General features: G+C 49.9%; 8 protein-coding genes. 6 read left to right on the top strand and 2 right to left on the bottom strand.

Going from position 1 to position 8,543, the window contains the following annotated elements; translation table 11 throughout:
• Positions 1-115 precede the first annotated feature (115 nt).
• Entirely contained in the window at positions 116-1,918 is a 1,803-nt protein-coding gene (locus tag ACFPVS_RS11365; RefSeq protein ID WP_096294410.1) for a bifunctional chorismate-binding protein/class IV aminotransferase, read from the bottom strand.
• 173 nt (positions 1,919-2,091) lie between these two features.
• Here ACFPVS_RS11365 and ppk2 point away from each other — a divergent pair, with 173 nt between their 5' ends.
• The 5 genes from ppk2 (at position 2,092) to ACFPVS_RS11340 (ending at position 7,546) form a co-directional block, all read left to right on the top strand.
• Positions 2,092-3,021: a polyphosphate kinase 2 gene (ppk2, locus tag ACFPVS_RS11360; protein WP_096294411.1), complete on the top strand. Its 930-nt coding sequence runs from the start codon at positions 2,092-2,094 to the stop codon at positions 3,019-3,021.
• A gap of 465 nt (positions 3,022-3,486) precedes the next feature.
• Positions 3,487-6,102, top strand: a complete 2,616-nt coding sequence (gene adhE, locus ACFPVS_RS11355) for a bifunctional acetaldehyde-CoA/alcohol dehydrogenase (RefSeq protein WP_123804932.1) — start codon at positions 3,487-3,489, stop codon at positions 6,100-6,102.
• A gap of 248 nt (positions 6,103-6,350) precedes the next feature.
• Entirely contained in the window at positions 6,351-6,632 is a 282-nt protein-coding gene (locus ACFPVS_RS11350; RefSeq protein ID WP_157742792.1) for an IS630 transposase-related protein, read from the top strand.
• A 332-nt stretch (positions 6,633-6,964) separates the two neighbouring features.
• Positions 6,965-7,138: a hypothetical protein gene (locus tag ACFPVS_RS11345; RefSeq protein WP_232507463.1), complete on the top strand. Its 174-nt coding sequence runs from the start codon at positions 6,965-6,967 to the stop codon at positions 7,136-7,138.
• Between the two features lie 9 nt (positions 7,139-7,147).
• Positions 7,148-7,546: an NAD(P)H-dependent oxidoreductase gene (locus tag ACFPVS_RS11340; RefSeq protein WP_233572228.1), complete on the top strand. Its 399-nt coding sequence runs from the start codon at positions 7,148-7,150 to the stop codon at positions 7,544-7,546.
• Between the two features lie 61 nt (positions 7,547-7,607).
• Here the strand turns inward: ACFPVS_RS11340 and ACFPVS_RS11335 are convergent, their stop codons facing one another.
• Positions 7,608-7,961: a winged helix-turn-helix transcriptional regulator gene (locus ACFPVS_RS11335; protein ID WP_096294413.1), complete on the bottom strand. Its 354-nt coding sequence runs from the start codon at positions 7,959-7,961 to the stop codon at positions 7,608-7,610.
• Between the two features lie 133 nt (positions 7,962-8,094).
• Between ACFPVS_RS11335 and ACFPVS_RS11330 the strand changes: the two genes are divergently transcribed.
• A complete protein-coding gene (locus ACFPVS_RS11330; protein WP_096294414.1) occupies positions 8,095-8,538 on the top strand; it encodes a nuclear transport factor 2 family protein in 444 nt (147 codons plus the stop codon).
• Positions 8,539-8,543: the final 5 nt, after the last annotated feature.

Genomic DNA, 8,543 nt, shown 5'->3' with positions numbered 1-8,543 from the left:
AACACGTCTGAAAATGAAAAAACGGTTACCTGATTGTTCAGGTAACCGTTTGGATGGGACGGCCGGTATTTTGCAAAGGTCTCAGGCCGTCTGAAATATTTCAGACGGCCTTGTGTTATTTTAAATCCACGTCAAACAAGCCGCGCAAAGCATTGCTTAAGCAAATTTTTTCGGCGCGTTGCAGCATATCGCGCGTGATGCGGCTTTCGAATACCTTATCCGTGTCCAGATGGTGCTGCGGATTATCCAACACTTCCTGCCGCATTACACCGTTGAGAATAGCCAAATCCAGAGTAGGAGTGTGCCATGCGCCATCAATTTTAACGAACACATTGCTGCGGCCGCCTTCGAGCAACAGGCCGTCTGAATTGAAGAACAGGGTATCGAATGCCCCTTGTTCGGCGACGTGTTGCCACGCCTGGTCAAAATGCGCACGACGGGTGGTTTTAAAGCGGCGGAGGATATCCTGATTCGGCAAGGCATGATTGCTGATGATAACGTACTGTTTGCCTACCAATCCGGCCAATGGCGCGTGGGCAAAGACCAGTCCGCCATCATGCTCAGGCAACAGCGCGATTTTCAAGCGTTGTGTTTCAGACGGCATTTTCATCAAATAATCATTGATTTGCGCGGCAAAGTCCGCATTCAAAGGCAGGTTCAAGGCTTGCGCCGACGTGTTCAGACGGTCTAAATGCCGCGCCAATAAAGAGCATTGCTTTTGCTCGACGCGCAGCGTTTCAAAAATACCGAAATCCGGTCGCAAATCAGTGAGAAAACGCGCTTTCCAGCCGCATTCCGCCCATTCCGCTTCAGCTTGGCTGTCGATGACAATGCCGGAGCCGACACCATATTCAGCGTGAAAATCAGCGGCGGATTGTCTATTTTCAGACGGCCTGAGTATCAGCGTGCGGATCACCACGTTTAACACGCCTTCAAAGCCCAAACCGCTTGTACAAGGGTTGAGAAAACCGATGCTGCCTGTGTATAAGCCACGCGGAGAGGTTTCGAGCTGCCCGATCAGGCTCATGCTCATGCGTTTGGGCGCACCGGTAATCGAGCCGCAGGGAAAGGCAGCGTGGAAAATATCGGCGGTGCGGGTGCCCGGTCGGGCTTGTGCTTCGATCGCACTGGTCATCTGCCACACGCTGCCGAACTGCGATACCTTAAACGGCTCGGGTACGCGCACGGAGCCGGTTTGCGCGATTTTGCCCAAATCATTGCGCAACAAATCGACAATCATGATGTTTTCCGCGCGGTTTTTGGGGTCGTTGCGCAAATCGGCAGCGCGTTGCGCATCACCGCCGTCGTTTAAAATCGGTGCCGTGCCTTTCATCGGTTCGGTGGTGATGAGGCCGTCTGAAGCAATGTTGAGGAAAAGCTCGGGCGAAAAACACAAAGTCCATGTATCGAGGCCGTCTGAATCGGGCAGGTGGCACAAGGCGGCATAAGGCACGGGCTGGCGCAAGCGGCGGTATAAATCGATCGGATTGCCGTAGGTATCGAAATGCAGGCGGGTGGTGTAGTTGATTTGATAAGTGTCGCCGCGGCGGATGGCTTCGTGAATCTCAGTGACGGCGTGCAGGTAATCCGCTTGGGAAACATGGTTTTGCGGTGTGCTGATGCCGCAAAACAGGCCGTCTGAATGCGTGTCGAGCCATATCGGCGCAGCTACTGCCTCGCAGCTTGCAAACCAATGCACGGCCAAGCAGCCGCTTTGTTCGGTAGGAAGGTTCAATAACGGCAAGCCGAAAGCGTAGTCTGTACACAACAGCGCAAACCAGCCGTTTTGCCAACCCTGTTGCAAAAGGTCATCCAGCGTATCGAGCTCGTGCGCGTGTAAAAAACAGCTTTGTTGATGATTTTGATAGAGTTTTGCCCGACCGGTAACCGCGTCGTCGAGAAGTGCGAAAAAAAACATGATGACAATAGATAAGTAGATTGATTATACAATAAATTTACATAAATCAGCAGGAAAAAGCCGACGCATTATAAATGTGTAAGATTATGTAGGCCGAAGGCGCAGAAAAGCGTTAAAATAAGCATGAAAGGAAATCATACCACTAAAAAACCTTTTCCATGATAGGAGTTAAGATGACAGAAACACAATTGCAACCTTTTGAAGAAGTGAAAACCGATGTAGCGGAAAACAAATTGGAAGTGTTTGAAAAAACCGTGTTGGAATACGAAGGTCAGGTCACTTCGGAAGATTCCAATTCCGCGCCATTGCCGGAAAGCTATCCTTACCGCCAGCGTATGCGCCGCGCCGTGTATGAGCGCGAAAAGAAAAAGCTGCAAATCGAATTATTAAAAGTGCAAAGCTGGGTCAAAGAAACCGGCCAGCGCATTGTCTGCCTGTTTGAAGGCCGTGATGCCGCAGGTAAGGGCGGTACCATCAAGCGCTTTATGGAGCATTTAAATCCGCGCGGCGCACGCGTGGTGGCCTTGGAAAAACCAACCACCACCGAACGCGGCCAATGGTATTTCCAACGCTATATCACCAATCTGCCGACCGCCGGCGAAATGGTTTTTTTCGACCGTTCATGGTACAACCGTGCCGGTGTCGAGCGGGTGATGGGTTTCTGTGAACCAAACGAATATTTGCTGTTTATGCGCCAAGCACCTGAATTCGAACGTATGCTGGTGGCCAGCGGTATTCATTTGTTCAAGTTCTGGTTTTCGGTGAGCCGCGAAGAACAGCTGCGCCGCTTCATTTCCCGTCGCGACGACCCGTTGAAACACTGGAAACTCTCGCCGGTGGATATTCAATCACTCGACCGTTGGGATGACTATACCGAAGCTAAAGATGCCATGTTCTTCCACACGCACACCGGTGATGCGCCGTGGACGATTATCCGATCCGACGACAAAAAACGCGCGCGTCTGAATTGTATCCGCCATTTCCTGCACAGCTTGGATTACCCGGGCAAAGATGAAAAAGCCATCGGTAAAGTCGACGACAAAATCATCTTGTCGCCTAATGTGCGTTACCAACAACAGCACGTTGAAATCGGTCACGATTAATCTGCGCTGAAGTGAATGTTCAAGGCCGTCTGAAACCTGATTGGGTTCAGACGGCCTGATACCTTTGGAAAACCGCCATCTTTGGCACATTTCTTTGTTGTACGCTGCTCGAAAACTTGCTTATCTGTATGTCTGCGCTTATGCGTTTGCTTACTTCTGACTGCATTCAAACTCTAGAACAAAGATCTCAAGCGGAGTCATCGTTTAAAAAAACAACAGAAATTGGCTCGTTTCAAACTTATATTTTGGAGTAATGGTTCAAGATGTTCTGTAGCGATATTTCCTTCAAACAAAACCTACATGCGAAATTAAATAAAAGTATTGTTATGTCAAACACTTAACAAAGCACTATTTTTTGAATGAAGCAAACTGTTTCATGATGTAAATCAAGGATGTTGGTAAAAATATTACTTATACTGCTTTTAAGTGAAATTTTATTACCTACTAATTTTTCAGGAGAAAATCATGAATGCGTCTGCCGATACTACCGTGAACCCTGCCGTTACGGAGGTCAACCGTTTGGTTGAGAAAGGGTTGGTTGCGCTGGATCAATTCCGCACGCTCAATCAAGAACAAATCGACTATATCGTGGCCAAAGCCTCGATTGCCGCGCTCGACAAACACGGCGTGCTGGCCATGCACGCGGTGGAAGAAACCGGCCGCGGCGTGTTTGAAGACAAAGCCACCAAAAACCTGTTTGCCTGCGAAAACGTGGTGCGCCGCCTGCGCGATTTGAAAACCGTGGGCGTGATTAGCGAAGACGACGTAACCGGCATCACCGAAATCGCCGACCCGGTGGGCGTTATCTGCGGCATCATCCCCACCACCAACCCCACTTCCACCACGATTTTCAAAGCCCTGATTGCGCTGAAAACCCGCAATCCGATTATTTTCTCTTTCCACCCTTCCGCCCAGCAATGTTCCGCCCACGCCGCGCAAATCGTGCGCGATGCCGCCATCGCCGCAGGCGCGCCGGAAAACTGTATCCAATGGATTGAAAAACCCTCGATGGAAGGCACGTCTTCGCTGATGAAACACCCCGGTGTGGCCACCATTTTGGCCACCGGCGGCAATGCGATGGTGGAAGCAGCCTATTCCTGCGGCAAACCCGCGCTCGGCGTGGGGGCGGGCAACGTTCCGGCCTATGTGGAAAAATCCGCCAACATCAAACAGGCCGCCCACGATATCGTGATGTCGAAAGCGTTCGACAACGGCATGATCTGCGCCAGCGAGCAGGCGGTGATTGCCGACAAAGAAATTTATCAAACACTGGTGGAGGAATTTAAATCCTACGGTGTGTATTTCGCCAATTCCAAAGAAAAAGCGCTGCTTGAAGAATTTATTTTCGGCGTGAAAGCCAACAGTGAAAATTGTGCCGGTGCCAAACTCAATGCGGCCGTGGTGGGCAAATCGGCCGCCTGGATTGCCGAACAGGCCGGCTTCAAAGTGCCCGAAAAAACCAACATTATCATGGTGGAATGTCGCGAAGTCGGCAAAAAAGAGCCGTTAACCCGCGAAAAACTTTCGCCCGTATTAGCCATGCTCAAAGCCGAGAGCGCCGAAGCAGGTTTGAAATTTTCCGGGCAAATGGTGGAATTCGACGGCCTCGGCCACTCGGCCGCCATCCACACCGCCGACAAAGAGCTGGTGAAAACCTTCGGCGAGCGCGTGAAAGCCCTGCGCGTGATTTGGAACTCGCCCTCTTCGTTCGGCGGCATCGGCGATGTGTATAACGCGTTTCTGCCCTCTCTGACCTTAGGCTGCGGCTCTTACGGCAAAAACTCCGTGGGCGGCAACGTTAACGCCGTGAATCTGTTAAATATCAAAAAAGTAGGTCGTCGGAGAAACAACATGCAATGGTTTAAAGTGCCCGCCAAAATCTATTTCGAACGTGATTCCATCCAATATCTGCAAGACATGAAAGATTGCGAAAAAGTGATGATCGTTACCGACCGCTCCATGGTGGATTTGGGTTTTGTCGATAAAATCACCCGCCAGCTCAACCTGCGCAAAAACAAAGTGACCGTGCAGCTGTTTACCGACGTGGAAGCCGACCCCAGCGTGCAAACCGTATATAAAGGCACCGACCTGATGCGCAGTTTCCAGCCCGACACCATTATCGCGCTGGGCGGCGGCTCGCCGATGGATGCGGCCAAAGCCATGTGGCTCTTCTACGAACAACCGCAGGTTGATTTCGAAGATTTGGTTCAGAAGTTTATGGATATCCGCAAACGCGCGTTCCGCTTCCCCGAATTGGGCCGTAAAGCCAAATTTATCGGCATTCCAACCACCTCGGGCACCGGCTCCGAAGTAACGCCGTTCACCGTGATTAGCGACGGCGAAAAAAAATACCCGATTGCCGACTACTCGCTCACGCCCACCATCGCCATCGTCGATCCTTCGTTCACCATGACCGTGCCCGCCAGCGTTACCGCCGACACCGGTATGGACGTGCTCACCCACGCGGTGGAAGCCTATGTTTCGGTGCTTGCCAACGACTTCACCGACGGTTTGGCGCTGCAAGCCATCAAGCTTGTGTTTGAATTTTTGGAACGCTCCTACAAATACGGTGCCGACGACCCCGAAGCCCGCGAACGTATGCACAACGCCTCCACCATCGCCGGCATGGCTTTTGCCAACTCGTTTTTGGGCATCAACCACTCGCTGTCGCACAAAGTGGGCGGCAAATTCCACACCACCCACGGCCGCACCAACGCGATTTTCCTGCCGCACGTTATCCGCTACAACGGCACGCGCCCGCAGAAAACCGCCACATGGCCGAAATACAACTACTACAAAGCCGACGTGAAATACCAGGAAATCGCCCGCACCCTCGGCCTGCCGTGCAGCACACCGGCCGAAGGCGTGGAATCGTTTGCCAAAGCCTGCGACGGGCTGGCACGCAAAGTGGGCATCAAAATGTCGTTCAAAGAGCAAGGCATCGACGAAAAAGCCTTTATCGCCGCCCGCAAAGAGCTGGCGCTGATGGCCTACGAAGACCAATGCTCGCCCGCCAACCCGCGCCTGCCGATGGTGGCCGATATGGAAGAAATCCTCACCAAGGCTTATTACGGCGAATAATGCGTTATAGCATTAAACAGCAGGCCGTCTGAAAAAATCTTTTCAGGCGGCCTCTGTGTTTGCCGACCTTGAAAAATCGGCTTTTGAATTCTGTATCTTAAATTTACGGCATATTTATAGTGATAATGGGTTTTAATATATTTAACAAAACAAACAAACTTTAATGGGGGGAGTCATAAAGACAGAATCGCTATGATCCGTGATTCGGTTCATTGTGCATTCTTTTTATTTTTTAAACATATTATCCGATAAATCCCGCCATAGCCTGTTCAGAAGACTTCAAACAACCCGTACTCAAAAAACTCCGTCAAGGACGGTTCGCAGAGCCGCAAAAGAATCCGGCACCGCCATTCTCCACCATCACGCTTTGGAGACGCCCTCCGGCTCCCCAAGTCCCTCCAAGGCAACGCAAAACCCGCAAAATCAGCGCCCAAGCACTGCTCGAAGATGTCGGGCGTTATCCTGATGCCTATTGCTGTGAAAGAGCGCAACGCTTTGGCTGTTCCCATACGCCATACACAAAGCATTAAAGCGATACGGCATCAGCTGCAAAAAAAGACCGGCCGCCACCCGAAAGCCGGCAGAAGGCTCAGAAAAAACTTCCTGAAGTTACTGCACCGCTACATCCTCCGTAACCGTCCGGTTGTTTGTTCAGACGGGAGCTGATTCGGAAAATCCTGTTACCGGCCTTACGCTTATGCGCCAAAAAGCCGGCGTTGTTATGCGGCCTCCGTGTTGAAACGTCGGACAGAATAACCTCCGCCGATCAGAATGCAATGACCGAAACAGGGAGGCATTATGCCGCATACCCGATGGTAATCAGTAAAAGTTAAAATTCAATTACCGGAAACAGGAGCATATCATGCCGAATATTTTGATTATCAACGGCCACCAGCCTTATGATTTTTCCAAAGGCGAATTAACCGGAACTTTGATTGACATCGCCGAAAAAGTTTTGACCGGTAAAGGCTGCGCCGTCCGCCGCAGCCGGGTAAACGGTTACAGCGTGGAAGACGAGTTGGCCAAATGGCAATAGGCGGATGCGGTGATTTTCCAGTTCCCGTCCAACTGGATGATGATTCCGTGGTCTGCCAAAAAATATATGGACGATGTCTTCACCGCAGGTATGGGCGGCATTTTGTGCGATACCGACGGCAGACACCGCGACAATCCTGCCGCCGGCTACGGCACGGGCGGGAAAATGCACGGCAAAAAATATATGCTGTCCGCCACCTTTAATGCGCCGGAAAACGCTTTCGGCAACCCTGACGAATACTTGTTCCAAGGCAAAGGGTTGGACGATCTGTTTTTCCCCGTCCATTGCAATTTCCGCTTTTTTGCGATGGAGAAACTGCCGACCTTCGCCTGTTTCGACGTGGTTAAAAATCCGCAAATCGGACGGGACTTAAAGGATTTCGAAGAACATATCCGCAGATATTTCTAAAAAAACCACCGCTTGCAGCAATACAGGCGGTGGTTTTTCTCCCAATTTTTGCAAAAATTTTTCAGACGGCCTTTTGTGCCAAAATTCCGTCTAAATTTTCTTCTAGCCAATCAACCAAATGATGGATTTTCTCGGCAGCCTGCATACCGTAATCGGTGAGTGTATATTCTACGTGAGGCGGTACGGTATCGAACGATTTACGGACCAGCATTCCGTCCTGCTCCAACTGTTTCAACGTTTCGGTCAGCATCCGCTCGCTCACACCCTCAATTTCCCGTCGGATTTCCGAAAAGCGTTTGGTTCCTTGCCGCAACACAATCATCACCAATGTTCCCCAACGGCTGGTCAAGTGGTTTAAAACTGCCCGGCTTGGACAGTTTTTAGAAAGCACATAACCTCTATTGAAATCTTCCATAAATTTAAATCCTTAAAAATCAATTAGTTAAAAATTATTTTCAAACTTACTATTTTGTAAGTACTTACAAAAAGTAATTTATAAAACTATACTACGCCACATCAACTAAATATTCAATATTTAAGGAAATCCAATGAAAAAATTACTTTTAGCAACAACAGCACTATTTACTACTCTTTCAGCAATGGCATCAACCACGCCGGAGCAAAATAAACAAAATGCCCTAGAATTTTACGAAATGGCATTTAACCAGCACAAAGTAAAAGAAGCGACTGCAAAATATATTGGCGCTGAGTATTTGCAACACAATCCAAGCGTTAAAGACGGCGGGCAGGCATTTATTGAGGCGTTCGAGCCGTTTTTAAAAACACACCCGAAATCAAAAGCAGAAATCAAACGGGTGGTAGCGGAAGGTGATTTGGTGATGTTGCACGTCCACAGTACCATTGATGAGAACGATCGCGGCGAAGCGGTAGTGGATATTTTCCGCTTCGATGATAACGGCAAAATTGTTGAGCATTGGGACGTTATTCAAGCCATACCGGAAAAAACCGAAAGCGGCCGTTCGATGTTTTAATTTTC

Source organism: Neisseria weixii (assembly GCF_042658245.1).
GTDB lineage: Bacteria > Pseudomonadota > Gammaproteobacteria > Burkholderiales > Neisseriaceae > Neisseria > Neisseria weixii.
This window is presented reverse-complemented; position numbering and strand designations above follow the sequence as displayed.

What these genes read in the sequence shown, in the direction of transcription:
- ACFPVS_RS11330 (WP_096294414.1), top strand. Translation starts at nt 8,095, where the DNA reads ATGAAAAAATTACTTTTAGCAACAACAGCACTATTTACTACTCTTTCA.
- ACFPVS_RS11335 (WP_096294413.1), bottom strand. Translation starts at nt 7,961, where the DNA reads ATGGAAGATTTCAATAGAGGTTATGTGCTTTCTAAAAACTGTCCAAGC.
- adhE (WP_123804932.1), top strand. Translation starts at nt 3,487, where the DNA reads ATGAATGCGTCTGCCGATACTACCGTGAACCCTGCCGTTACGGAGGTC.
- ACFPVS_RS11345 (WP_232507463.1), top strand. Translation starts at nt 6,965, where the DNA reads ATGCCGAATATTTTGATTATCAACGGCCACCAGCCTTATGATTTTTCC.
- ACFPVS_RS11365 (WP_096294410.1), bottom strand. Translation starts at nt 1,918, where the DNA reads ATGTTTTTTTTCGCACTTCTCGACGACGCGGTTACCGGTCGGGCAAAA.
- ppk2 (WP_096294411.1), top strand. Translation starts at nt 2,092, where the DNA reads ATGACAGAAACACAATTGCAACCTTTTGAAGAAGTGAAAACCGATGTA.